The following is a 21787-nucleotide window of genomic DNA, read 5'->3' as shown; positions in this document are numbered from 1 at the left end:
TCTTCTTCCTTGAGTGCGCAGAAGAAGCGGGGCTCCGGATCAAGTCCGGGGCGACGGAAGATAACAATATTTCTGTCTGTCACCCCGGCGAAGGCCGGCGCCCAGTTGGAAAGGCTGTCGTAAAGAAGCGATGCGCGTAGTCATGGAGGTTGCGTAGCTGGACCCCGGCCTTCGCCGGGGTGGCAACCGAGGTTGAATTGACGAGCAGCGGAATAGCAGCCGCTACCCCGCCGCCCCAACCTCCAGCACCTCGATCGCATCCTCGCGCCCGTTGAACGCGACCAGCTCCCCAGCCTCCGCGCCCATCAGCGCGCGCGCCAGTGGTGCGGAGAACGACAGCAACCCCGCCGGCGGATCGGCCTCGTCGTCCCCGACCAGCGTCACTTCGCGTTCCTTGCCCGCCAGAGCGAACCGCACCCGACCGCCAAATCCGACCACGCCATCTTCCCGCGGCGCGGTGTCGATCGCGGTCGCGCGCCGCGTCTTCCAGTATCGAAGATCGCGCGCGATCGGCTTTGCCGCCTCCGCGTCAGACGCCGCCGCCAACGCCGCCTCCAGCTCGACCACGCGCGCCTCGATCAGCCCGCGCCCACGCGGCGTCACCAGATTGGGGCCGGGCGGGATCGGCAGTTCGAACTTCGGTTCGAGATGTTCGTCATCGCTCTCGCGACGGAAGGCGACGCTCATCCGAGCTTGCCGAACTGCGCTTCGTAACCGGCACGATCGCCGTGCGCGAGCAGCCGCGCCTGTTCACGCCAGCGGTCGCGCTCCATTCGCCCCTGAAAGACCCCGAGCTGCGCATCGAGCTGTTCGGCCTCGGCATCGTCGAGCCACGCCAGCTGGTCGAGCCGCGTGATCCCGAGTTCGGACAGCCGCGTTGCGATCTTCGGGCCGAGCCCCTTGAGGATCGTTATCGACTGCGCGCCACCTTCTTCGGCGGGCGCGACCGGCGCGTCGGCGGCGACGCTGGCGGGCGTCGCATCCAGCGGTGCCGCCGCGGCGATCGGCTCGTCGCGCAGCGCCGCCTGATGATCGTCCGCAACGCGGTCGCTCGGAGCCGGCGCAACGGGTGCAGGAGTAGGGGCAGGGGGCGGTGCCGTTGGCGCGGGAGCCGCCGCCGCGACGACCGGCGAGCCACCCTCGGCGGTGTTCGTCACCTCGACGCCGTCCGCCTTCAGCTCCTCGATCCGGCGCTGTTCTTCCGCTTCGGCGGCGCGGCGCTGGCGCTTCAGCCGCGCCCCCCACACCATCGCGATGATCGTGAGCACGGCAAGCACCGCGACCAGCGCGAGCGCGATCGTGACGAGCACGCCGTTCTGGGAAATAGGGTCGAGATCGAAGCTGGTTGAATTCATGAGCCGGTCCTGCGCCGAAAGTGCTGCGCGCTCAACCGTCGATCACCGCCTTGGCTCCGATGTCGCGACGGAAGAAGCCGGTCGGGAAGTCGACCTTCTCCACCGCGGCATAGGCCGCACGCTGCGCAGCGGGCACGTCGGCGCCGGTGGCGGTCACCGCCAGCACGCGGCCGCCCGCCGACACCAATTGCCCGTCCTTCAACGCCGTCCCCGCCTGGAAGACCACCGCGCCATCCGCCTGTGCGGCATCGATCCCGGCGATCGTGCCGCCGGTGCGCGGTGTGCCCGGATAATTCTCCGCCGCCATCACCACGGTCAGCGCAACAGCGTCGCCAAATTCCGGTGCGGGCACGTCAGCCAGCCGCCCCTCGGCGACCGCGAGCAGCAGCGCGGCGAGATCGCCGGTGTAGCGCATCATCAGCACCTGACATTCGGGATCGCCGAAGCGGACGTTATATTCGATCAGCTTCGGACCGTCGGCGGTCAGCATCAGCCCGGCATAGAGCACCCCGACATAGGGCGTCCCCGACGCCGCGAGACAATCGATCGTCGGCCGGACGATCTCGCCCAGCGCACGTTCCTCCAGCTCCGGCGTCAGCACCGCCGCCGGGCTGTACGCCCCCATCCCGCCGGTATTGGGGCCGGTGTCGCCATCGCCGACGCGCTTGTGATCCTGCGCCGAGCCGAACGCGGCGGTCGTGGTCCCGTCCGATAGCACGAACAGGCTCGCCTCCGGTCCTTCGAGCATCTCCTCAATCACCGCCTCGACCGGACCATGCGCATAGAGGTCGGCGATCGCCGCCTCGGCCTCGGCGCGCGAGGTGGCGACCACCACGCCCTTGCCCGCCGCCAGTCCGTCGGCCTTGATGACGCACGCCTCGCCGAAATCGTCGAGACAGGCGAGCGCGCCGTCCTTCGAGGTCACGCGGAAATAGCGTGCGGTCGGGATGCCCATCCGCGCGCACAGATCCTTGGTGAAGCCCTTCGACCCCTCCAGCTTCGCCGCCTCGCGCCCGGGGCCGAACACCGGCACGCCGATCGAGCGGACATTGTCGGCGAGGCCGTCGACCAGCGGCGCCTCCGGGCCGATCACGACCAGCCCAACCCGATGACGGCGCACGAAATCCACCACCGCGCGGTGATCCGTCACGTCCAGCTCGGCGATCGTCGCATGTTCGGCGATGCCAGGGTTGCCCGGCGCGGCGAAGAGCGTATCGAGCGTCGGAGACTGCGCCAGTTTCCAGGCGAGCGCATGTTCGCGTCCCCCCGAACCCACCAGCAGGATGTTCATGGCCGACCCCCTTTACGATACTCAGGCGGGGCGGCTGGTAGCCGAGCCGACGCCCGGCGACAATGCGATGGCGTTGAGCGTCGGCGAACTGTCGGGCCGATTGAAGCGGATGGTCGAAGGCGAGTTCGGCCATGTCCGGCTGCGCGGAGAGATTTCGGGCTACAAGCGCGCGACGTCCGGCCATCTGTACCTCTGCCTGAAGGACGAGAGTGCGGTCATCGACGGCGTGATGTGGAAGGGCAGCGCGGGCGGGCTGGCGTTCCGCCCCGAGGACGGCATCGAGGTGATCGCGACCGGGCGGCTGACCACCTATCCCGGCCGCTCCAAATATCAGATCATCATCGAGCGGATGGAGCTGGCCGGCGCGGGCGCGCTGATGGCGTTGCTCGAAAAGCTCAAGGCCAAGCTGGCGGGCGAGGGGCTGTTCGATGCCGATCGGAAGAAGCCGCTGCCGTTCATGCCGCGCGTGATCGGGGTGGTGACCTCGCCGACCGGCGCGGTGATCCGCGACATCCTCCACCGGCTCGAGGACCGCTGCCCGACGCATGTCATCGTCTGGCCGGTCAAGGTGCAGGGCGCCGGTGCGGCCGAGGAGGTGGCGGCGGCGGTGCGCGGCTTCGACGCACTGCCCGAAGGTGGCCCGATCCCGCGCCCCGATCTGGTGATCGTCGCGCGCGGCGGCGGCTCGATCGAGGATCTGTGGGCCTTCAACGAGGAAGCGGTGGTGCGCGCGGTCGCCGCCTGCTCGATCCCGATCATCTCCGCGGTCGGGCACGAGACCGACACGACGCTGTGCGATCATGCCGCCGACCTGCGCGCGCCGACCCCCACCGCCGCCGCAGAGATTGCGGTGCCGGTGCTCGCGGAATTGCGGCTGTCGCTCGACGCGATGGCGAACCGCACGCAGCGCTGCGCGCGCCGCTATGTCGAGCGCGGGCGCGAGCAGCTGGCGGCGCTGGTGCGGGTGATGCCGACCCGCGACCGGCTGCTCGGGCCGCAGCGGCAGCGGCTCGACGATCTTGGGATGCGCGGCGACCGCGCGCTGGAGCGGCGCGTCGCGCGGGCGCGCGGCGAGCTGACCCACGCCGCGGGCGCGATCCGCCCCGCGACGCTCGAACGGCGTCTGGAGGCGGCGCGGCGGCGGCTCGCAGATGTCGGCCGGCTGGTCGACAGCCTCAATCCCGACCGCATCCTCGAACGCGGCTATGCACGCGTCGAGGCGGCGGCGGGCGGCACCGTCACCACCGCCGATGCGGCGCGCGCGGCGGGTGCGCTCGCCTTACGCTTCCGCGACGGGTCGGTGGCGGTGCAGGTCGACGGGAGCGCCAAACCGGAGGCAAAGGTTGAGCGGAGCGCACGCCGCGCCTATCCTGACAAACCCGAGCAGCCCCGCCTGATCTGAGAGCCCGCCACCGATGCTGATGTCCCACACCGACCGCCCCGCCAAATTGCACTATATGGCCAATGGCTTCCGCATTCTGGCGCCCGGCGATCATGTGGTGTGCGCGGTCAGCGGCGCGCGGATCGCGCTGGAGGACCTCCGCTACTGGGACGTCGCGACCCAGCGCCCGTTCGCCAGCGGCGCGATCGCGATGGAGGAGTTGGCGCCGCGGTGATGCGCCGGACCGCGTATCTGGTGCCGCTGCTCGCCGTCGCTGCCGCTGCACCGCCCCAGACGATCCCGCCCGCGCGTTTCGGGCTTAGCGACGGACTGCGACAGGGCGCGCTGGTACTCGGCACTGCACCCGCCGGCACGACGCGCCTGACGCTCGACGGCGCGCCGGTTGCGGTCGCCCCGGACGGGCGCTTCGTGATCGCCTTCGACCGCGATGCCAAGCCGCAGGCGCTGCTCGCCGCAACGCTTTCAGATGGCACGACGCAGACCGCCACGCTGACGATCGCGCCCGGCGACTGGCGGATCGAGCGCTTGCCAACGCTGCGCAAGATCCCGGTGCCCGACGCCGAATTCGCCGCCAAACGCGCCGGCGAACTGGCGCAGATCGTCGCCGCGCGCGCGACCGGCAACGACGCGGACGGCTGGCGACAGCGCTTGGTCTGGCCGGCGCTCGGCCGCATCTCCGGGCTGTTCGGCGCGCAGCGCATCTATGCCGGCGAGCCGGGCAGCTATCACGGCGGCGTCGACGTCGCGAAGCCCGAGGGCGCGGAAGTGGTCGCCCCCGCCGACGGCGTGGTGACGCTCGCGGCCGACCCGCCGTTCACGCTGGAGGGGCGGCTGCTGATCCTCGATCACGGGCATGGCGTGACCAGCGCCTTCCTCCATTTGTCGCGCATCGACGTGCGCGTCGGCGCGCGGGTGCGGCAGGGGCAGCCACTCGGGCTGGTCGGCCGCACCGGCCGCGCCACCGGGCCGCACCTGCACTGGGCGATGACGTGGAACGGCGCGCGGATCGACCCGCTGCTGGTCGCGGGACCGATGCCCTGAACGACCCTCACTTCGTCGCCCCGGACTTGATCCGGGGCCCCGCTTCTTTTGGCGATCGGGAAAGAAGCGGGATCCCGGATCAAGTCCGGGATGACGGAGGAGGAGGGCAGCGACTTTGGATCGGACTAAGGCTTCGGCACCATCACCTCGATCACCCCCGCCGCGACATGCGCGGTGACCGGGGTATGCGCCAGCACCTCGCCGTCGATCGAAATCGGCAGCGGCGGATCGGTCCGCACCTTGATCGATTTGCCCGAGAAGCTGACCGTATCGTGGTGCCGCTCGCTGCGCCCTAGGAAGCTGTACGCCCAGTTGCGCACCAGCCGGCGCTTGTAATGCCCCTTCACCGCCTGCACGACGATCTCGCCCGACGCGATCCCGGCTTCGTCGACCAGCCATGTTCCGCCATGATAGGGCCCGTTCGAGATCCGCACCTCGACGACGCGCAGCTTCTTCTCGCCCGAGCCGTCGTCGACATACAGCGTGAACGGCTTGAACCGCGTCAGCTGATACCCGGCCCAGCCGAGATAGCCGATCCGCCCGGCAACCTTCTTCAGATTGTGCGGCACCGTCTCGGCGATCTGCGGGCTCAGCCCCATCGCCGCGCAATTGGCGAAATAATCGTCGTCGATCATCCCCAGATCGATCCGTTTCGCCACCCCGTCGCGCAGCACGTCGATCGCGCCGTCGATATCGAGCGGCAGCCCCAGCGACCGCGCGAAGCTGTTCGCGGTGCCGAGCGGCAGCACGCCGAGGATCACGTCATGCCCGACCAGCAGGTCGACCAACCCGCTGATCGTCCCGTCGCCGCCACCGAGGATCACCAGATCGGGCTTTCTCTCCAGCGCCTTGCGCACCGTCCGGTCGAGATGCTTGGGGTCCTTGACCGCATAGGGCGTCACCCCGAACGGCAGGTCGCGCAGCCGCCGGCACGCGCGCTTGAACAGCTTGCGGCCACGACGCGACTTGGCGTTGACGATCAGAGCGGCGGAACGGATCTCTCTCATGCCGCGCACAACGCACCACGGCGTGTTTCGCTTCCGTAACGCTTGCATGGAAAGTCGGATTGCGGGAAAGCGCACCCATGCACGCCGCTTATCCCGCGCTGCGCTTGCGCCGCACCCGTGCCGCCGCCTGGAGCCGCCGGCTCCACGCCGAGAATGTGCTCACCCCGGCCGACCTGATCTGGCCGCTGTTCATCACCGAGGGGCACGACGTCGAGGAGCCGATCGCCGCCTTGCCGGGCGTGTCGCGCTGGTCGGTCGACCGGATCGTCGCACGCGCAAAGGAAGCCGCCGCGCTCGGCATCCCATGCCTCGCGCTCTTCCCCAATACGCAATCCGGCCGCCGCAGCGACGATGGCGCGGAGGCGCTCAACCCCGACAATCTGATGTGCCAGGCGTTGCGCGCGATCAGGGATGCGGTCCCCGACATCGGCCTGCTCACCGACGTCGCGCTCGATCCCTATACGACCCACGGGCACGACGGGCTGGTCGACGCGCGCGGCTATGTCACCAACGACAGCACCGTCGACGCGCTGGTACAACAGGCGCTCAATCAGGCGCGCAACGGCTCGGACGTGATCGCGCCCAGCGACATGATGGACGGCCGCGTCGGCACGATCCGCACCGCGCTGGAGCGTGAGGGCTTCGTCAACGTCCAGATCATGGCCTATGCCGCCAAATATGCCTCGGCCTTCTACGGCCCGTTCCGCGACGCGGTCGGCAGCCGCGGGCTGCTGAAGGGCGACAAGACCACCTATCAGATGGACCCGGCCAATGCCGAGGAAGCGCTGCGCGAGGTCGGGCTCGATCTTGCCGAGGGCGCCGACAGCGTGATGGTCAAGCCCGGGCTGCCGTATCTCGATATCGTCGCCAAGGTGAAACAGGCGTTTGCGGTGCCGGTGTTCGCCTATCAGGTGTCGGGCGAATACGCGATGATCGAAGCCGCGGTGGCGGCGGGCGCGGCGGATCGCGACGCGATGGTGCTGGAAACGCTGCTGGCGTTCAAGCGCGCCGGCTGTTCGGGCGTGCTCACCTATCATGCGCCGTTGGCGGCGCGGCTGCTCGGCGCGTGATCGAGACCGCACGCCTGATCCTGCGGACGCCCACGCCTGCGGATCATGCGGCGCTGTTGGCGATGTGGAGCGATCCGCTGGTCACCGCCGACCTCGGTGGCCCGAAGGATCAGGCGGCGTGCCTGGCGGTGCTGGAACGCCACCGCGGCTATGCGCCACTCGGCTTCGGCGTGGTCGAGCGGCGCGAGGGCGGGCAGGTGATCGGACATGTCGGTCTGAAGCCGGGTGCGCCCGACACCCCGATCGAGGGTTTGCTGGAGATCGGCTGGATGATCGGCCGCGACTGGTGGGGCGCGGGTTACGCGCCCGAGGCGGCGGCGGGCTGGCTCGACTGGGCATGGGCGAACCGCGCCGAACCGGCGGTGTATGCGATCACCGGACGGCGCAACGTCGCCAGCCAGCGTGTCATGGACCGTCTCGGAATGCAGCATGTGCCCGAGCTGGACTTCATGCACCCGAAATACCCCGACGATCCGGCGCTCGCCGACAGCGTGACCTACCGCATCGAACGTCCGTGATCGTCACCGAGCAGTTGGTCCCGTTGCGGTGACGTCGTCAATTCTACGAGTCGACTACCCTCCTGCTCGTCGCCCCGGACTTGATCCGGGGACCCGCTTCTTCGCGGTATGACGTTAATGCGATCCGTCATTGCGAGCGAAGCGAAGCAATCCAGAGCCGGACCAGGACGCCCTCGATCGCTTCGCTGCGCTCGCAATGAAGAGCGGTTTGTTCGAAAGCGGGATCCCGGATCAAGTCGAAAACTATGCGAAAGTCTGGAGGCGGCCCCGAATACTTCGTCACCCCGGACTTGTTCGAGGCCTCTGCGAAAATCCCCTTCTTGTACCCCGGCGAAGGCCGGGGCCCAGTTGGGGGAGGCTTGTAACTGGCTGAAACACCTTCCCAACTGGACCCCGGCCTCCGCCGGGGAACGGCTTACGAAGGATATGGTCCGCACTTTCGCAGAGGTCTCGATCAAGTCCGGGATGACGAGCAAGGACCGGGAATCGCCGAACATCGATTGGCCGAAGCATGGGCATGACGGTGGCGGGGATTGCTGGCACGATCAGGAATGCCGCATGGGCCTGACATGGACCAACCCCACCCGGCGCCGCTAATCGATCCGGCGCTGTCACACTCCATGACCCACCGGATCGACCGTCCATGATCGTCACCGAACGCCTGATCCTGCGCGCATGGCGCGAGGAGGATGTCGCGCCGTTCCACGCCATGGGGCAGAATGCAGAGGTGATGCGCCACATCGGCCCGCCGACCACCGACGCCGGCGCGCACGCCATGATGCGCGAGTCGAACGAGATCGCCCAAAGCTTCGGGCGCTGTTTCTGGGCGGTGGAGCGACGGCACGATCGCGCCTTCATCGGCTTTTGCGGCGTCGAGCCCGGCCCGGCCGGCAGCCCGATTGCCGGGCTGCCGGAGATCGGCTGGCGGCTGGCGCGCGCGGCATGGGGGCAGGGGCTGGCGAGCGAAGCCGCACGCGCGGTGCTGGCCGCCGAATGGACGCGCGGCACCGACGCCGTCTTTGCGGTCACGACCGTCGCCAACCGCCGCAGCCGCGCCGTGATGGAGCGGCTCGGCATGACGCGCGTTGAGGGGGGTGACTTCGACCATCCCGATCTTGCCCCGGACAGTCCCTTGCGCCGCCACGTCCTCTACCGCATCGACCGCCCGCTGAATGGCTGACCCCGCCACGGCGCGCGGACGCGGGCTGTTCGTCGCGACGATCCTGACCGGATCGTTCCTGCTGTTCCTCGTCCAGCCGATGATCGCGCGCATCGCCTTGCCACGGCTCGGCGGCGCGCCCGCGGTGTGGAACTCGGCGATGCTCGTCTATCAGGCGCTGTTGCTGGGCGGTTATGGCTATGCGCACCTGCTCGGGCGCGTTGCGCCGCGGCGGCAGGGGCACGTGCATCTGCTCGTGCTGCTCGCCGCCTGCGCGTTCCTGCCGATCGGGCTTAGCGACAAAGTGCTCCCCGTGGGGGCCGAGCCGGCCTTGTGGGTGCCCTATCTATTCGTCATCTCGATCGGGCCGCTGTTCTTCGCGGTGTCGGCGCAGGCGCCGCTGATGCAGCGCTGGTTCGCCAGCGCCCGCCCTGACATCGACCCTTACGCGCTCTATGCCGCCTCCAATTTCGGCAGCTTCGCCGGGCTGCTCGCCTTCCCGCTGCTCGTCGAGCCGCTGCTCAGCGTTTCGCGGCAGCGCTGGTTGTGGAGCGCGGGCTATCTGCTGCTGATCCTGTTCGTCGCCGCCTGCGGGCGTCTGCTGCCCGCCGGGCGCGAGCCGGCGCGTGCGCAGGCGCAGGACCCGCCACCGGGCCGGGCGCGGGTGGCGCGCTGGATCGCGCTGGGCTTCGTCCCCTCGGGGATGATGCTGGCGACCAGCACCTTCGTCAGCACCGATCTGGTCGCGATGCCGCTCTTGTGGGTCATTCCGCTCGCGCTCTATCTGCTCAGCTTCTCGATCGCCTTCGCCGCGCGGCGCGGCATCGCCGATTTCCTGACCAATACCGCGCCGGTGACGATCGTGCTATTCGGCGGCGTGCTGATGGGCGGCTTCGCCGAGCGCGCGACGTTCAGCGCGATCACCGCGCTGATCCTGCTGTTCATGATTTCGGTCGCGCTCCACACGCAGCTCTATCGCCTGCGCCCGGAGCCGGCGCGGCTGACCGGCTTCTATCTCGCCATGTCGTTCGGCGGGGCGCTGGGCGGGGTATTTGCGGGGCTGATCGCGCCGACCCTGTTCGACTGGACGTGGGAATATCCGCTGCTGATCGTTGCCGCGGGTGCGCTGGTTCCGCAGACCTATCTGACGCCCGCGCTGCGCGCCTTGTGGCATCGCCGCGGGATGACGGTGGCGGGGGCGACGCTGATCGTCGGCGCCTTGTGCCTCGCGCTGCTGGTGCTGTCGCGCGACCCGGCCGGTTTCCGCGAGGTGCATCATACCGGCGTGATCTTCACGTTCGTGGCCATCGGCGGGCTCGTGTCGCTGGGCGCGCGCCTTCCCTATCTACTGGTGCTGGCCAGTGGGCTGCTGCTGTTCGGCGGCGTCCGCTCGCTGTCGCTCTCGCTCGAGCCCGGCGCGCGCGTCCGTAGCTATTTCGGCGTCTACACCGTCGCCGACGAATCGCGCCGCCGCACGCTGATCCACGGCACCACGCTCCACGGCGTGCAACTGACCGGGACCCGCGCACGCGAGCGAACCCCGACGACCTATTACACGCCCGATTCGGGCGTCGGTCGCGTGATGCGCGCCGCGCCGATGCTGTTCGGACCGGAGGCGCGGATCGGGGTTGTCGGGCTCGGCACCGGGACGCTCGCCTGCTACACGCAGCCGGGGCAGCGCTGGAGCTTCTACGAGATTGATCCGGCGATGGTGGCACTGACGCGCACCCGACGCTTCACGTTCGTCGCGGATTGCGCACCACGGGCGACGATGGTGCTGGGTGACGCGCGATTATCGCTCGAACGCGCGCACCCTGCGAGCCTAGACGTTCTCGCACTCGACGCTTTTTCGTCGGATGCGGTCCCCATGCACCTCCTGACCCGCGAAGCGTTCGCCGGATATGCGCGCGTTCTGTCACCGCATGGCGTTCTGGCGGTCCATATCTCGAACCGTTTCGTCAACTTGCGCCCCGTCGTCGCCGCCGCAGCGCGCGCCGGCGGGTGGCAGGCGCTGATCCTCGACCACCGCCCCTCGCTGTTGCAGGAGGAAGAAACGCCGTCTTCCTGGGTAGTTATGACCCGAGATTCCTGGACGCTCGCGCTGGTGGCAGGCGGCGAGGGCGACTGGAGGAATCTGGTGCGCCGTCCAGGCTTTGCACCCTGGACCGACGATTACGCCAGCATCCTCCCGCTCCTGACCTTCTAGGCGCCCGGCAGCGATCCCGCGAGCGCATCGATGCGCTCGGTTTGCGTTTGTGCCGTGGCGCGGGCATTGACAAGTGCCTGTTCCAGCGCCGGATATGCTGGTTGCAGCGCCGCCGCGCGTTGGGCGGCAAGGTCGTCGAGCGCCCCCACCGTATCGCCATAGCTTGACCGGAGCGCATCCAGATCTGCAATCGCGGTCTGGGCCGCGATCCACGCATCGCTCCCGACCTTCGCTCCCCGCGCCGCGCGCGCAAGCGTCTCGGCCCGCGCCGCGGCCTTGTCGAAGTCGCGTGCGGCGGTGTTGCCCTTCACGGTGATCGCCGCCAATTCTTGTTCCAGCGCAGGGTCTTGCACAGTGGGGGCGGGCGGCGGGGTAGCCGGCTCCGCGAAGCCTAGCTTCTCGACCGGGCGCGGCGCGAGCGACGGGTAAACGGTCGGGTCGCTCGCACAGGCGGCGAGGAGCGCGAGCGGAGCGAGCGGGGCAAGGGCGCGAAACATGTTTTTTGCCTAGAGGCGCAAAAAAAGTGACGCAATGCCCTTGCGCGTATCTGATTCGCCGCGTAACAGCGCCGCTCCACAGGGCGCCCGTAGCTCAGCTGGATAGAGCATCAGACTACGAATCTGAGGGTCGGACGTTCGAATCGTTCCGGGCGCGCCACTTTCTCTTACCGGAGAAAGTCAGTGGAAATAGAGGGGCAGCGAAAGCTGCCCCTTTTTTCATGCGCATTGTTCTGGTGCCTGCGTCTTTACGGCTGTTGATCGATCTGCTGCCTGGGCGAGGATTGCACGCGCCCTGAACTCGTCTTCCCGCCAAATCAATCAACGCTTTAATTGCTGCCACGCAAAAGGCCGCGACGTGTCGCCACGCGCGGCCCTTCTCGTTCACCGGTGCGAACTCGCCTATTCGGCGGCGACGCCCGCGCGCGCGAACATGTCGCCGGTCTCGCTCGGGTCTTCGTTCGCCGCGGGAGTGGCGACCTTCGCCTTCTGGCGCTTGTCGAAACTATCCCACACGTCGTTCCATTGCCCGCGCGTCGCGGCCTTGGAATATTCCGTGGCGCGCGTCTCGAAGAAATTCGCATGTTCGACGCCGTTGAGCAGCGGCGTCAGCCACGGGATCGGATGCTCGTCGATCATGTAGATCGGCTTCAGTCCCAATTGCCCCATCCGCCAATCGGCGATGTAGCGGATATACTTCTTGATGTCCTTGGCGGTCATCCCGTTCACGGGGCCCATCTCGAAAGCGAGATCGATGAAGTTGTCTTCAAGGCGGATGGTCGTCTGGCAAACGTCGGCGATGTCGTCCTTTACCGCCTTGGTCAGACACTGCCGTTCCGCGCAGAAGGTGTGGAACATCTTGATGATGCCCTCGCAATGCAGGCTCTCGTCGCGCACCGACCAGGTCACGATCTGCCCCATGCCCTTCATCTTGTTGAAGCGCGGGAAGTTCATCAGCATTGCAAAGCTGGCGAACAGCTGCACACCCTCGGTGAAGCCGCCGAACATCGCCAGCGTCCGCGCGATGTCTTCGTCGCTGTCGACGCCGAAGTTCTGCATGTAATCATGCTTCTCCTTCAGCTCGGCATATTCGAGAAACGCGCCATATTCGCTTTCCGGCATCCCGATCGTGTCGAGCAGGTGCGAGTAAGCCGCGATATGCACGGTTTCCATGTTGCTGAACGCGGTCAGCATCATCTTGACCTCGGTCGGCTTGAAGACGCGACCATATTTCTCGTGATAGCAATCCTGCACCTCGACGTCGGCCTGCGTGAAGAAGCGAAAGATCTGCGTCAGCAGGTTGCGCTCGTGATCGGTCAGCTTCTGCGCCCAGTCACGGCAATCCTCGCCGAGCGGCACTTCCTCCGGTAGCCAGTGCAGCTGCTGCTGGCGCTTCCAATATTCGAATGCCCACGGGTATTCGAAGGGCTTGTACTGTTTGGACGCCTGAAGAAGCGGCATGATGTGCTCCGGTGAAAGATATTCAGAAAACTTATCGACGAACGGTACGATCAGGCTTCAAGGCTCCATTGCCACATTGCCCAGGCCGACATCGCCAGCACGCTGCCCCCCGCCAGCGCCATGATCCCGACCATCCGATAGACATAGACGCGTGCCGGTCCTTGCGGATGACGCAATTGCACCAACAGCCATGCTCCCGCGAGCACAAAGACGGCGGCGACCGCGAACATGATCGCGGATTGCAGCGGCAGCGTCTCGATCATGCGACCAAAGCCGCAGCGGCGCGTTTGCCGCCCGAACCCAACCAAGGAGAACGACCATGGTCGATGCCAGCCAGATCAAGGAACATGCCGAAGTAATCGGTGCAGACGGCGTGCACGTCGGCACCGTCGACCACGTCGATGGTGACCGTATCAAGCTGACCAAGAACGACTCGCCATCCACGCAGGACGGGCAGGGCGCCAAGCACCATTACATCCCGCTGGGGCTGGTTGCCGAGGTGGAAGGCGACACGGTGCGTCTGTCGGCGACCGCGCAGAACGCGCAGGATATGTTCGAAGAGGCCGAATAAGCCCTTCACCGCGCCGCCGCATGCGCGGACGGCCACGAAGACCCCGGCGGCCGCACGGCGCGCCGGGGTTTTTGTATGTCGCCGAGGCATGTCGCCGCCCATCCGCATCCTGTCGCTCCGCCTTCCGCGGCGGCCCGCGAGTCGCGCCGCCATCGCGAGATCGGTCCCGATAGAAGATCCCGATCGCACCGCGTTCGCTACCCTACGGCCGCGATTCACGCTGTCAGCGAACGGTACATGACCGATGGTTCGGTCGCAATCTATTGTGGTTGATGTGGGCGCAGATACCAGATCGGCCACGTAATGACCGGTCGCTGCCGCGCGCAGGCGATCCGGGCGAGGGGAGCGTCGCACATGACGAACACCGCCACGATGCACTTCACCTCGCCTACGGACATGGCGATGACCTCGGCGTCGGGCAAGTTCCTCCCGGCCGTGAGCGACAGCGCCTTACCGGAGCGGCGGACGTGGCTGAAGATGATCCTCGACTTCGGCGTGATCAGTTATATCCTGCGCCGCCGGACGATGGTTCGTTTCGTCTAAGCGGGCCGGGGCTGCGTCGCCCGGCGCCGTATCGCGTCAGAACGGACGCTCGCCGCGGTAATTGCCGGCGTTCTTGTAGCGGCAGACCAGCACGTCCTCATCGCGCCCCCGCGACAGCGCGCAGCCGACCTCGACCGTGTCCCGCCACATCAATTGCGTGTAATGACCGACGTCCGCGACGCGCCCGGTGGTGCTGTTGTTCGGGAACGCGCCGGGCTTGAAGTAGCGCTTCTCGCGCACCCAGCCGCCTACCATCGCTTCGGGCGAGTAATAGCCGCGCGTACCCGCCCACAGGTTTTCGCCCTCCGGATCCATCCGCCGCTCCGGCGCATGTTCGAAACGGCCGGTGGCGGCGAGATACTGGCCCCAGGCGTGCGCCGACTCGACCAGTTCCGGGTTCCAGCGCAGCGGCGCGATGCCCAATGCGGCGCGTTCGGCATTCTGCGCTGCCAGCACGCGGGCATCGAACGTGTTCGAGTAGCTCGTGGCGCCGGCCATGAACGGTGCGCACAGCAACGCGGCGAGTGCGACGAACAACGGGCGATGATGCTGGGTGGAACGCGGCATGGGCCGGGTAACCTCTTCCTGATGACCAGGAGAAATTACGGGGCGCGGTCCTTACCGGCAGTTAGGGAATCTGGTTAGCGCGTCTTCATACCTGCGGCGCTCCGAGCATTAACTTACCGGACAAGCGCCGGATCTTGCCGCATCACGCGCCGACGATCGTCACCGGATCTCCGCGCGCGACCTGATCGAACAGCAATTGCGCGAACGACAGCGGCACGCCGATGCAGCCGTGTGTGGCCGAGCCACGACGCACCGAACTGGCGTGAATCGCCACACCGTCGTTGGTCAGCCGCAGCATGTACGGCATTTCGGCATCGTAGAGCGACGATTGATGCTGGCGCGCGCGCATCAGGATCGGAAAGGTGCCGGTCGGTGTCGGCTTGTGATCGGTGCCGTACAGGATCACGGCGGTGCCGATCTCATGTCCGTCGCGGAACACCGAGATCATCTGCCGCGGCAGGTCGACGCGAACGCGTACCTTGCCGCTCGCGGTCACACCGATGTCGTTCCAGACGTAATCGCCGAACCGCATCGGTTTGCGGATCGCGAGCAGACTGCGCACCCGCAGGGCTTGCGCACCGGTCATCGGCAGCACACCCTCGCGCCCCGCCGGGTAGCGGAACCGCGCGCCATAGCTGCCGATCGTAGTGGCGGTGGTCGTCGCGGCGGCAGGCGAAACAGCCGCCAGCACGAACGCAGCGACGCCGAGCGTCTCGCGGATCATGCGACGGTGGTGCGGGTCCGCTTGCGGCGGCGTACCGCGAGGCCGGTGATCGCGAACCCCAGCGTCATCATCGCCCACGTCGCGGGTTCCGGCACGGCCGGAACCGGGGTGGTAGGCGTGGGAGTCGGCGTTGGCCCCGGCACACCCGGGATGTTGCCACCCGGACCTGTCGGGAAGACCGGCGGCGGACCGAACGAGTCACCACCGCCGCCCGGTCCGCCTGGGCCGAGCGCATCGGGGGAAACCGGCGCGAGGTCGGGGACGAAGCCGCCGGGAGTGATCGGCAGATCGCCTGTCGGCACGCCGGCGACCGGATTACGCTCCCGCACGTTGCTCAACACCCGCTCACGCGGCCCGCGCGGCCGAACGCTGGCCAGCTGACGCGGACGTTTCGTCTGCTTGATGTTGAACATCGCGCCATGCCCGCGTTCCCCGGGCGAACGCGCGGTCATGATTGACAAAGGGTCGGGGAGCACCGCCAGCGCGGCAGGCAGGTTCATCGCCTCTGCGAACGGCACGGTGCCGCCCAGGACGCCAAGCCCGGCATAGCTGCCGATCACCGAACCGCCGACACCCAGCACCACCGCCGCACGGACCAGCGTCGTGCGGGAGATCGAGGTGATAAGGGTGCGCCAGTTCTTCATCCCGTCGACCGAATCCTGTTCAATAGTCCGATTGGGGTAGAACGCTTCTGCGCCGCACTGTCTCCGCAAGTCCAGTAGAATCTGTTCCAGAAATGCGACACAAGGTACAAAGCCGAACCGGTGTGGCCGATGCGCCACCGATAAACTGCAACATGCCAAGGTCTGCCGGTGACGCGTTAACAATTACGCGAAAGGTTAACGTCGCGGCGAAAAGTTAACGCGGTGGATCAAGCCGTGCGCGGTGCTTGGCAACGAGCCCGGTCAGCCATGACGAAAAGGCCCGAACCCGCCGCAATTGTCGCGTGTCGCGGTGCGTGACCAGCCAGAAGGTGCGTTTGATGGTCACTTCGGGCAATACGCGCTCCAGGTCGGACAGGGCGCCGCCGATAAAATGCGGCAAGACCCCGACTCCTGCGCCGGTCGCGATCAGCCGCGCCTGCGCGTTGATGCTGGAGCTTCGAAGGGTCGGCGTGGGTAAGGGGCCGACATCGTCGACGAAGCGCAGCTCGGGGGAATAGAGAAGATCGGGGACGTAGCCGATCATTGCATGCCGGTCCCCCAGCGAGTCGCGCGTCACCGTCCCGGCCCGCGCGATCAACGACCGTGCAGCATAAAGATGCAACGCATAGTCCGACAGCTTGCCGGCCACCACCGGCCCTTGCCGGGGGCGCGCCAGCAGCACCGCGACGTCCGCCTCGCGCCGGGACGGGCTTAGGAATCCCGAACTCGCGGCGAGATCGATCGTCAGCGCCGGATGTTGGGCGGCGAATTCCTGAAGATGCTCGGCCACCAGCCAGGTGCCGAACCCTTCGGACACGCTGACGCGCAGCACGCCCGACAGCGACTCGGCGGGGCCGCGCGCCTCGACGATCCGCTCGGCGGCATTCTGCATCTCCTCGACCTGTGCGAGTAGCGCCTCGCCCGCTTCGGTCAGGACCTGTCCTTCGCGAGTCTGCTCGAAAAGCGTGCGGCCGAGCCGCGCCTCCAGCCGACGCAGCCGACGACCGATCGTGGTGGCATCGACCCCGACCAGCGTCGCGGCGCGCGCGATTTGGCCGGCGCGCGCGACCGCGAGGAAATCCTGCAGGTCGTTCCAGGGCAAGGGCTGCGTCATTGCAGGTGACCGTTGCAGAATTGTCGCTTGCCGGCAATTCGCCCCGGGCGCACACCAGCGCGACACAGGAGAGAGATGCGATGCGCCAGCTCGACCATCATATCGCGGGCAGCGGCGGCGGCAGCGCCCGCGCACGCACCGCCGACATTTTCGACCCCAACACCGGGCAAGTGCAGGCGCAGGTCGTGCTCGGCACCACCGCGGACCTCGACCGCGCGGTGGCGGCGGCGCAGGCTGCGCAACCGGCGTGGGCAGCGACCAACCCGCAACGCCGCGCGCGCGTCATGTTCCGTTTCAAGGAACTGGTCGAGGCGAACATGGACGCGCTGGCGCAGCTGCTGTCGTCCGAGCATGGCAAGGTGATCGCCGACTCGAAGGGCGATATCCAGCGCGGGCTGGAGGTGATCGAATTCGCCTGCGGCATCCCGCATGTGCTCAAGGGCGAATATACGCAGGGTGCCGGGCCGGGGATCGACGTTTATTCGATGCGCCAGCCGATCGGCATCGGCGCGGGTATCACGCCGTTCAATTTTCCGGCGATGATCCCGATGTGGATGTTCGGCGTCGCGATTGCATGCGGCAACGCCTTCATATTGAAGCCCAGCGAGCGCGATCCCAGCGTCCCGGTGCGGCTCGCCGAGCTGATGCGCGAGGCGGGGCTGCCCGAGGGTGTGTTGCAGGTCGTCCACGGCGACAAGGAGATGGTGGACGCGATCCTCGACCATCCCGCGATCGTGGCGGTCAGCTTCGTCGGGTCGAGCGACATCGCGCATCACGTCTACCGCCGCGGCGTCGCGGCGGGGAAGCGCGTGCAGGCGATGGGCGGGGCGAAGAACCACGGCATCGTCATGCCCGACGCCGATCTGGATCAGGTGGTCGCCGATCTGTCCGGCGCGGCCTTCGGGTCGGCGGGTGAGCGGTGCATGGCGTTGCCGGTCGTCGTGCCGGTCGGCGACAGGACCGCCGAGGCGCTGCGCGAGAAATTGCTCCCCGCGATCGCAGCGTTGCGGGTCGGCGTGTCGACCGATGCCGAGGCGCATTACGGCCCGGTGGTAAACGCGGCGCACCGCGAACGCGTCGCCAGCTGGATCCAGACCGGTGTCGACGAGGGTGCCGAGTTGGTCGTTGATGGTCGCGACTTCCGGTTGCAGGGGCATGAGCAGGGCTTCTTCATCGGTCCCAGCCTGTTCGATCACGTCACGCCCGACATGCAGGCGTACAAGGAGGAAATCTTCGGCCCCGTGCTCCAGATCGTGCGCGCGCCCGATTTCGAAACGGCGGTGCGGCTGCCCAGCGAGCATCAATATGGCAATGGCGTCGCGATCTTCACGCGCAACGGCCATGCCGCGCGCGAGTTCGCGGCGCGCGTCAACGTCGGGATGGTCGGGATCAACGTGCCGATCCCGGTGCCCGTCGCCTATCACACGTTCGGCGGCTGGAAGCGCTCGGCCTTCGGCGACACCAACCAGCACGGCATGGAAGGCGTGAAATTTTGGACCAAGGTCAAGACGGTAACGCAGCGCTGGCCCGATGGGGCGGGGGGCGGACCCACGGCGGTGCAGGATGCGTTCGTGATTCCGACGATGGGGTGACGGACGCGATGCGACTTCTGGCCAGGATCAAGGCGAACGGGATTGTCTTCATGACGTTGCTCGCGGCCTGTTCGAGCCACGATGCGGACTATAACCGCGTCGAGGTGCCCGAAAAGGAAGCCGCGGCGCAGGCGGCGATCGAGCAGGCGGTGGCGCAGAATGGCGCCGCCACCACCGCGCGCACCGGTGTTCCGATCGCCAAGAGCACGCCCAACGCCGCGCGCGACCGTGCCTTTCCCACGGAATTCCTTGGTTATTGGGGCGCGGGCGACAATGATTGCGAGCTGGCCAACACCGCCGCGACCGGGCGCATCAACATCGATGCAGACACGATCCGCTTCTACGAATCACGTGCGCGCGTGCAGCACATCGATCGCCGTAGTCCGCAGGAGTTGGCGGTCGATCTGCGTTTTTCGGGTGAGGGGCCAGGGGTTTACGCCCGCGAAGTCTATCGGCTCGACGCCGGGGGCACCATGCTGGTGCGCACCAGCCCGACCGCCACGCAGCGCTATCGCCGCTGCTGAGGATATTGAGCATGACCGACCAGTTCGACCTGACCGACGAGCAGCGCGAAATTCAGGCGCTCGCGCAACGCTTTACCGCCGATCGCATCACACCGTTCGCGGCGGAATGGGACGAAAAGCATATCTTTCCGCGTGATACGATCAAGGCAGCGGCGGAATTGGGGTTCGCCGCGATCTACGTCAGCGAGGAGAGCGGCGGGATCAACCTCGGGCGGCTGGAGGCGGCGCTGATCATGGAGTCGATGGCCTATGGCTGTCCCACCACTAGCGCATTCATTTCCATCCACAATATGGCGAGCTGGATCATCGATCGCTACGGCTCGGCAGAGCTAAAGGCGCGGTATCTGCCGGATCTGGTGACGATGGACCGCATCGCCAGCTATTGCCTGACCGAGCCGGGTTCGGGATCGGATGCGGCGGCGCTAAAGACCAGCGCGTACCGCGATGGCGACGAATATATCGTCAACGGGACGAAACAGTTCATCTCCGGTGCCGGAGAAAACGAGCTTTACGTCACGATGGTGCGCACCGGTGTCGAAGGTCCGAAGGGCATTTCCTGCCTCGTCGTCGAGAAGGACATGCCCGGGGTTTCGTTCGGCGCGAACGAGCGCAAGCTGGGCTGGCATGCGCAGCCGACGCGCGCGGTGACGTTCGACAATGTCCGCGTGCCGGTCGCCAACCGCGTCGGCGAGGAAGGCGAGGGGTTCCGCTTCGCAATGGCGGGGCTGGATGGCGGGCGGCTCAACATCGGGGCGTGCTCGCTGGGCGGGGCGCAGCGATGTCTGGACGAGGCGATCCGCTATACGAAGGACCGCAAGCAATTCGGGACCGCGGTGAGCGATTTCCAGAACACGCAGTTCATGCTGGCGGATATGGAGACCGACCTTCAGGCGGCGCGCTGCCTGCTGTACGTCGCTGCCGCGAAGGTAAGCGCGAATGCGCCCGACAAGACGCGGTTCGCGGCGATGGCGAAACGACTGGCGACCGATACCGGATCGAGCGTGGTCGACCGCGCGCTGCAACTCCACGGCGGCTATGGCTATCTGATGGACTATCCGATCGAGCGCTTCTGGCGCGACCTGCGCGTGCATTCGATCCTCGAGGGGACCAATCAGGTGATGCGGATGATCATCGGCCGTGAGCTGGTGCGGCAGTGAGGAGGATCGTTATCCGTCGTTGCGAGCGTAGCGAAGCAATCCAGGGCCGGATCGGGACGCCCTGGATTGCTTCGCTTGCGCTCGCAATGACGAACGGGAGAGGGTGAATGAGCGACCTCATCACGACCGTCGACGGCCCGGTCGGGCGTATTCGGCTCAATCGGCCCAAGGCGCTGCACGCGCTCACCACTGGCATGTGTCAGGGCATCCTCGACGCGCTCGAGGAATGGCGCGGGGATGAGGCGGTGCGCTGCGTCATGATCGACCATGCGGAGGGACGGGGCTTTTGCGCGGGCGGCGACATCCGGATGCTGGCGGGGAGCGGCGCTGGCGATGGTGCGGCGGCGCGGGCCTTCTTTCACACCGAATATCGGATGAACCACCGGCTGTTCACCTATGTGAAGGACACCGTCGCGTTCATGGACGGGGTGACGATGGGCGGCGGGGTCGGTGTGTCGCAACCTTGCAAATACCGCGTCGCGACCGAGAATACGCGGCTGGCGATGCCGGAGACCGGGATCGGGCTGTTTCCCGACGTCGGCGGCGGCTGGTATCTGTCGCGGCTGCCGGGGCGGATCGGCCATTATCTGGCGCTGACCGGCGCGCGGCTCGACGGCGCGGAGGCGCTCGCGCTCGGGCTGGCGACGCATTACCTGCCCGCCGCGCACGTCGAGGAGGCCAAGGCGCGGATCGTCGCCGATCCCGCGGCGATCGAGGCGACGCTGTCCGGGCTGGCGGAGGAAGCGCCCGCGGCGAAGCTGCTTGCGCAGCGCGATGTGATCGACCGGCTGTTCGCGTCGGATGATCTCGAAGAGGTGCTGGCCGCGTTGCAGGCCGATGGCGGTGAGTTCGCGGGTGCGACGCTGGCGACGCTCGCGACCAAGTCGCCGCAGGCGATGAAGGTGTCGCTGAAGTTGCTCAAGGATGCCGCAGGGATGGCGACGTTCGCCGATGAGATGCGGCAGGAATATGCGGTGGCGTGCCGGGTCGTGCAGCGGCCGGACTTCCTCGAAGGCGTGCGCGCGCTGATCGTCGACAAGGACAATGCGCCGCGCTGGGAGCCGACGACGGTCGAGGGGGTGAGTGATCACATGATCGATCGGATCTTCGCGCCGTTGCCGGAGGATGAGGCGTGGACGCCGGGGTGATGGGGGTGCGGGTAGCGCGGCTCGCCGCTCGCGCTGCGGTGGACACATGGATGATGCGTGTGTGTCGAGCCGAGGTTTCGAGATTTGGCAGACATGGGCCCCTGCCTTCGCAGGGGCGACGGGTGTGAAGAGACGGGAGCGCTCCGCTAACGCCGTCGCCCCTGCGGAGGCAGGGGCTCATGTCTGTAGCGTAACG

At 67.3% G+C, this 21787-nt stretch carries 24 protein-coding genes and 1 tRNA gene; 14 read left to right on the top strand and 11 right to left on the bottom strand.

Annotation, left to right across the window (positions count from 1 at the left end):
- Window positions 1-222: 222 nt before the first annotated feature.
- From SPHPH_RS0109940 to purD, 3 genes are read right to left on the bottom strand one after another with little or no spacing between them, the layout of a single operon-like run.
- Window positions 223-687 (bottom strand): GreA/GreB family elongation factor, encoded by a 465-nt coding sequence (locus SPHPH_RS0109940; protein ID WP_028966562.1) that lies wholly within the window; start codon window positions 685-687, stop codon window positions 223-225.
- On the bottom strand, window positions 684-1355 hold the full coding sequence (locus SPHPH_RS0109935) for a hypothetical protein (RefSeq protein WP_051272951.1): 672 nt from the start codon (window positions 1353-1355) through the stop codon (window positions 684-686). Before SPHPH_RS0109935 ends, SPHPH_RS0109940 begins: the two co-directional genes overlap by 4 nt.
- Window positions 1356-1386: 31 nt before the next feature.
- Window positions 1387-2646, bottom strand: coding sequence for a phosphoribosylamine--glycine ligase (gene purD / locus SPHPH_RS0109930; protein ID WP_028966560.1), 1260 nt, complete (start codon window positions 2644-2646; stop codon window positions 1387-1389).
- On the opposite strand from purD, the gene xseA reads away from it, so the two are divergent.
- The 3 genes from xseA to SPHPH_RS0109915 are packed head-to-tail and all read left to right on the top strand — an operon-like array spanning window position 2645 to window position 5089.
- Window positions 2645-4048, top strand: coding sequence for an exodeoxyribonuclease VII large subunit (xseA, locus tag SPHPH_RS0109925; protein WP_028966559.1), 1404 nt, complete (start codon window positions 2645-2647; stop codon window positions 4046-4048). The genes purD and xseA overlap by 2 nt on opposite strands.
- Before the next feature lie 13 nt (window positions 4049-4061).
- Window positions 4062-4262, top strand: a complete 201-nt coding sequence (locus SPHPH_RS0109920; RefSeq protein WP_028966558.1) for a DUF2093 domain-containing protein — start codon at window positions 4062-4064, stop codon at window positions 4260-4262.
- Window positions 4262-5089, top strand: a complete 828-nt coding sequence (locus SPHPH_RS0109915) for a M23 family metallopeptidase (RefSeq protein ID WP_028966557.1) — start codon at window positions 4262-4264, stop codon at window positions 5087-5089. Before SPHPH_RS0109920 ends, SPHPH_RS0109915 begins: the two co-directional genes overlap by 1 nt.
- A gap of 125 nt (window positions 5090-5214) precedes the next feature.
- Here SPHPH_RS0109915 and SPHPH_RS0109910 read toward each other — a convergent pair whose 3' ends face one another.
- Window positions 5215-6096 (bottom strand): diacylglycerol/lipid kinase family protein, encoded by an 882-nt coding sequence (locus SPHPH_RS0109910; RefSeq protein WP_028966556.1) that lies wholly within the window; start codon window positions 6094-6096, stop codon window positions 5215-5217.
- Between the two features lie 77 nt (window positions 6097-6173).
- On the opposite strand from SPHPH_RS0109910, the gene hemB reads away from it, so the two are divergent.
- From hemB to SPHPH_RS0109885, 4 genes are all read left to right on the top strand, one after another.
- On the top strand, window positions 6174-7166 hold the full coding sequence (hemB, locus tag SPHPH_RS0109905; RefSeq protein WP_028966555.1) for a porphobilinogen synthase: 993 nt from the start codon (window positions 6174-6176) through the stop codon (window positions 7164-7166).
- Window positions 7163-7684 (top strand): GNAT family N-acetyltransferase, encoded by a 522-nt coding sequence (locus SPHPH_RS0109900; RefSeq protein ID WP_028966554.1) that lies wholly within the window; start codon window positions 7163-7165, stop codon window positions 7682-7684. The genes hemB and SPHPH_RS0109900 overlap by 4 nt, the downstream gene beginning before the upstream one ends.
- 643 nt (window positions 7685-8327) lie before the next feature.
- Complete coding sequence (locus SPHPH_RS0109890) at window positions 8328-8864, top strand: GNAT family N-acetyltransferase (RefSeq protein ID WP_028966553.1); 537 nt, start codon at window positions 8328-8330, stop codon at window positions 8862-8864.
- A complete protein-coding gene (locus tag SPHPH_RS0109885) occupies window positions 8857-11049 on the top strand; it encodes a spermidine synthase (protein WP_028966552.1) in 2193 nt (730 codons plus the stop codon). The genes SPHPH_RS0109890 and SPHPH_RS0109885 overlap by 8 nt, the downstream gene beginning before the upstream one ends.
- Here the strand turns inward: SPHPH_RS0109885 and SPHPH_RS19425 are convergent.
- Window positions 11046-11546: a hypothetical protein gene (locus SPHPH_RS19425; RefSeq protein WP_051272950.1), complete on the bottom strand. Its 501-nt coding sequence runs from the start codon at window positions 11544-11546 to the stop codon at window positions 11046-11048. The two genes, SPHPH_RS0109885 and SPHPH_RS19425, sit on opposite strands and share 4 nt — an antisense overlap.
- An 83-nt stretch (window positions 11547-11629) precedes the next feature.
- On the opposite strand from SPHPH_RS19425, the gene SPHPH_RS0109875 reads away from it, so the two are divergent.
- Window positions 11630-11706, top strand: a tRNA-Arg gene (locus SPHPH_RS0109875).
- Between the two features lie 242 nt (window positions 11707-11948).
- Here SPHPH_RS0109875 and SPHPH_RS0109870 read toward each other — a convergent pair.
- A complete protein-coding gene (locus tag SPHPH_RS0109870) occupies window positions 11949-13007 on the bottom strand; it encodes a ribonucleotide-diphosphate reductase subunit beta (RefSeq protein ID WP_028966551.1) in 1059 nt (352 codons plus the stop codon).
- 50 nt (window positions 13008-13057) lie between these two features.
- The gene (locus SPHPH_RS0109865; RefSeq protein ID WP_037488399.1) at window positions 13058-13270 is read right to left on the bottom strand and encodes a hypothetical protein; all 213 of its coding nucleotides are present in this window, start codon (window positions 13268-13270) and stop codon (window positions 13058-13060) included.
- 56 nt (window positions 13271-13326) lie between these two features.
- Between SPHPH_RS0109865 and SPHPH_RS0109860 the strand changes: the two genes are divergently transcribed.
- Window positions 13327-13578 carry a DUF2171 domain-containing protein gene (locus SPHPH_RS0109860; protein WP_028966549.1) on the top strand — a complete coding sequence of 84 codons (252 nt, stop codon included), beginning with the start codon at window positions 13327-13329 and terminating at the stop codon, window positions 13576-13578.
- A gap of 354 nt (window positions 13579-13932) precedes the next feature.
- On the top strand, window positions 13933-14121 hold the full coding sequence (locus SPHPH_RS0109855) for a hypothetical protein (RefSeq protein ID WP_156025953.1): 189 nt from the start codon (window positions 13933-13935) through the stop codon (window positions 14119-14121).
- 36 nt (window positions 14122-14157) lie between these two features.
- On the opposite strand, the gene SPHPH_RS0109850 is transcribed toward SPHPH_RS0109855, so the two are convergent.
- The 4 genes from SPHPH_RS0109850 to SPHPH_RS0109835 form a co-directional block, all read right to left on the bottom strand.
- A complete protein-coding gene (locus SPHPH_RS0109850) occupies window positions 14158-14688 on the bottom strand; it encodes a CAP domain-containing protein (RefSeq protein ID WP_028966547.1) in 531 nt (176 codons plus the stop codon).
- A gap of 142 nt (window positions 14689-14830) precedes the next feature.
- Window positions 14831-15412: a L,D-transpeptidase family protein gene (locus SPHPH_RS0109845; protein WP_028966546.1), complete on the bottom strand. Its 582-nt coding sequence runs from the start codon at window positions 15410-15412 to the stop codon at window positions 14831-14833.
- Entirely contained in the window at window positions 15409-16056 is a 648-nt protein-coding gene (locus tag SPHPH_RS0109840) for a PEPxxWA-CTERM sorting domain-containing protein (RefSeq protein ID WP_028966545.1), read from the bottom strand. The genes SPHPH_RS0109845 and SPHPH_RS0109840 overlap by 4 nt, the downstream gene beginning before the upstream one ends.
- A gap of 214 nt (window positions 16057-16270) precedes the next feature.
- Entirely contained in the window at window positions 16271-17170 is a 900-nt protein-coding gene (locus SPHPH_RS0109835; protein ID WP_028966544.1) for a LysR family transcriptional regulator, read from the bottom strand.
- A gap of 80 nt (window positions 17171-17250) precedes the next feature.
- On the opposite strand from SPHPH_RS0109835, the gene SPHPH_RS0109830 reads away from it, so the two are divergent.
- From SPHPH_RS0109830 to SPHPH_RS0109815, 4 genes are all read left to right on the top strand, one after another.
- Window positions 17251-18762 (top strand): CoA-acylating methylmalonate-semialdehyde dehydrogenase, encoded by a 1512-nt coding sequence (locus SPHPH_RS0109830; RefSeq protein ID WP_028966543.1) that lies wholly within the window; start codon window positions 17251-17253, stop codon window positions 18760-18762.
- 50 nt (window positions 18763-18812) lie between these two features.
- Complete coding sequence (locus tag SPHPH_RS0109825) at window positions 18813-19286, top strand: hypothetical protein (RefSeq protein ID WP_156025951.1); 474 nt, start codon at window positions 18813-18815, stop codon at window positions 19284-19286.
- 11 nt (window positions 19287-19297) lie between these two features.
- A complete protein-coding gene (locus SPHPH_RS0109820) occupies window positions 19298-20443 on the top strand; it encodes an acyl-CoA dehydrogenase family protein (protein WP_028966541.1) in 1146 nt (381 codons plus the stop codon).
- 107 nt (window positions 20444-20550) lie between these two features.
- On the top strand, window positions 20551-21591 hold the full coding sequence (locus SPHPH_RS0109815) for an enoyl-CoA hydratase/isomerase family protein (protein ID WP_028966540.1): 1041 nt from the start codon (window positions 20551-20553) through the stop codon (window positions 21589-21591).
- Window positions 21592-21787 lie beyond the last annotated feature (196 nt).

The organism is Sphingomonas phyllosphaerae FA2 (assembly GCF_000427645.1).
Classification (GTDB): Bacteria; Pseudomonadota; Alphaproteobacteria; order Sphingomonadales; family Sphingomonadaceae; genus Sphingomonas; species Sphingomonas phyllosphaerae.
The sequence above is the reverse complement of the archived record's forward strand: the minus strand, read 5'-3'. Positions and strand labels throughout refer to the sequence as shown.

What these genes read in the sequence shown, in the direction of transcription:
- SPHPH_RS0109940 (WP_028966562.1), bottom strand. Translation starts at nt 687, where the DNA reads ATGAGCGTCGCCTTCCGTCGCGAGAGCGATGACGAACATCTCGAACCG.
- SPHPH_RS0109935 (WP_051272951.1), bottom strand. Translation starts at nt 1,355, where the DNA reads ATGAATTCAACCAGCTTCGATCTCGACCCTATTTCCCAGAACGGCGTG.
- xseA (WP_028966559.1), top strand. Translation starts at nt 2,645, where the DNA reads ATGGCCGACCCCCTTTACGATACTCAGGCGGGGCGGCTGGTAGCCGAG.
- purD (WP_028966560.1), bottom strand. Translation starts at nt 2,646, where the DNA reads ATGAACATCCTGCTGGTGGGTTCGGGGGGACGCGAACATGCGCTCGCC.
- SPHPH_RS0109920 (WP_028966558.1), top strand. Translation starts at nt 4,062, where the DNA reads ATGCTGATGTCCCACACCGACCGCCCCGCCAAATTGCACTATATGGCC.
- SPHPH_RS0109915 (WP_028966557.1), top strand. Translation starts at nt 4,262, where the DNA reads ATGCGCCGGACCGCGTATCTGGTGCCGCTGCTCGCCGTCGCTGCCGCT.
- SPHPH_RS0109910 (WP_028966556.1), bottom strand. Translation starts at nt 6,096, where the DNA reads ATGAGAGAGATCCGTTCCGCCGCTCTGATCGTCAACGCCAAGTCGCGT.
- hemB (WP_028966555.1), top strand. Translation starts at nt 6,174, where the DNA reads ATGCACGCCGCTTATCCCGCGCTGCGCTTGCGCCGCACCCGTGCCGCC.
- SPHPH_RS0109890 (WP_028966553.1), top strand. Translation starts at nt 8,328, where the DNA reads ATGATCGTCACCGAACGCCTGATCCTGCGCGCATGGCGCGAGGAGGAT.
- SPHPH_RS0109885 (WP_028966552.1), top strand. Translation starts at nt 8,857, where the DNA reads ATGGCTGACCCCGCCACGGCGCGCGGACGCGGGCTGTTCGTCGCGACG.
- SPHPH_RS19425 (WP_051272950.1), bottom strand. Translation starts at nt 11,546, where the DNA reads ATGTTTCGCGCCCTTGCCCCGCTCGCTCCGCTCGCGCTCCTCGCCGCC.
- SPHPH_RS0109870 (WP_028966551.1), bottom strand. Translation starts at nt 13,007, where the DNA reads ATGCCGCTTCTTCAGGCGTCCAAACAGTACAAGCCCTTCGAATACCCG.
- SPHPH_RS0109865 (WP_037488399.1), bottom strand. Translation starts at nt 13,270, where the DNA reads ATGATCGAGACGCTGCCGCTGCAATCCGCGATCATGTTCGCGGTCGCC.
- SPHPH_RS0109860 (WP_028966549.1), top strand. Translation starts at nt 13,327, where the DNA reads ATGGTCGATGCCAGCCAGATCAAGGAACATGCCGAAGTAATCGGTGCA.
- SPHPH_RS0109855 (WP_156025953.1), top strand. Translation starts at nt 13,933, where the DNA reads ATGACGAACACCGCCACGATGCACTTCACCTCGCCTACGGACATGGCG.
- SPHPH_RS0109850 (WP_028966547.1), bottom strand. Translation starts at nt 14,688, where the DNA reads ATGCCGCGTTCCACCCAGCATCATCGCCCGTTGTTCGTCGCACTCGCC.
- SPHPH_RS0109845 (WP_028966546.1), bottom strand. Translation starts at nt 15,412, where the DNA reads ATGATCCGCGAGACGCTCGGCGTCGCTGCGTTCGTGCTGGCGGCTGTT.
- SPHPH_RS0109840 (WP_028966545.1), bottom strand. Translation starts at nt 16,056, where the DNA reads ATGAAGAACTGGCGCACCCTTATCACCTCGATCTCCCGCACGACGCTG.
- SPHPH_RS0109835 (WP_028966544.1), bottom strand. Translation starts at nt 17,170, where the DNA reads ATGACGCAGCCCTTGCCCTGGAACGACCTGCAGGATTTCCTCGCGGTC.
- SPHPH_RS0109830 (WP_028966543.1), top strand. Translation starts at nt 17,251, where the DNA reads ATGCGCCAGCTCGACCATCATATCGCGGGCAGCGGCGGCGGCAGCGCC.
- SPHPH_RS0109825 (WP_156025951.1), top strand. Translation starts at nt 18,813, where the DNA reads ATGACGTTGCTCGCGGCCTGTTCGAGCCACGATGCGGACTATAACCGC.
- SPHPH_RS0109820 (WP_028966541.1), top strand. Translation starts at nt 19,298, where the DNA reads ATGACCGACCAGTTCGACCTGACCGACGAGCAGCGCGAAATTCAGGCG.
- SPHPH_RS0109815 (WP_028966540.1), top strand. Translation starts at nt 20,551, where the DNA reads ATGAGCGACCTCATCACGACCGTCGACGGCCCGGTCGGGCGTATTCGG.